The sequence below is a fragment of the Lentzea sp. NPDC060358 genome (assembly GCF_042725365.1).
Taxonomy (GTDB): Bacteria; Actinomycetota; Actinomycetes; order Mycobacteriales; family Pseudonocardiaceae; genus Lentzea.
Map to the genome: position 1 here is coordinate 1 of NZ_JBHXCW010000520.1, position 1,022 is coordinate 1,022.

General features: G+C 56.0%; 1 rRNA gene. It reads left to right on the forward strand.

The features are described 5' to 3' along the window. Positions 1-1,022 (forward strand): 23S ribosomal RNA (locus ACFWGZ_RS41340); the annotation flags it as partial.

Below are 1,022 nucleotides of genomic sequence, written 5' to 3' on the forward strand. Positions count from 1 at the left end.
GTGATTCCGTGAGTAGTGGCGAGCGAAAGCGGATGAGGCTAAACCGCGTCTGTGTGATACCCGGCAGGGGTTGCATTCGCGGGGTCGTGGGACCTCTTGGTCAGTTCTGCCGGACTGGCAAGCAGTCAGAAAACATTGTGGTTAGAGGAATGCGTCTGGAAAGCGTGAGCGTAGAGGGTGAAACTCCCGTACTCGAAAACCCGATGTCTGTTTAGAGTGTTCCCAAGTAGCAGCGTACTCGTGGAATTCGCTGTGAATCTGGCGGGACCACCCGCTAAGCCTAAATACTCCCTGGTGACCGATAGCGGACTAGTACCGTGAGGGAAAGATGAAAAGTACCCCGGGAGGGGAGTGAAATAGTACCTGAAACCGTGTGCCTACAATCCGTCGGAGCCTTTAGGGGTGACGGCGTGCCTTTTGAAGAATGAGCCTGCGAGTTAGTGCTACGTGGCGAGGTTAACCCGTGTGGGGTAGCCGTAGCGAAAGCGAGTCTGAATAGGGCGTCATAGTCGCGTGGTCTAGACCCGAAGCGGTGTGATCTAGCCATGGCCAGGGTGAAGCGCGGGTAAGACCGCGTGGAGGCCCGAACCCACCAGGGTTGAAAACCTGGGGGATGAGCTGTGGTTAGGGGTGAAAGGCCAATCAAACACCGTGATAGCTGGTTCTCCCCGAAATGCATTTAGGTGCAGCGTCGTATGTTTCACCGCGGGGGTAGAGCACTGGATGGTCTAGGGGGCCCACAAGCTTACCGAAATCAACCAAACTCCGAATACCGTGGTGTGAGAGTGCGGCAGTGAGACTGCGGGGGATAAGCTTCGTAGTCGAGAGGGAAACAGCCCAGAACGCCAGCTAAGGCCCCTAAGTGTGTGCTAAGTGGGAAAGGATGTGGGGTCGCACAGACAGCCAGGAGGTTGGCTTAGAAGCAGCCACCCTTTAAAGAGTGCGTAATAGCTCACTGGTCAAGTGGTCCTGCGCCGACAATGTAGCGGGGCTTAAGCACACCGCCGAAGCTGTGTCATTTC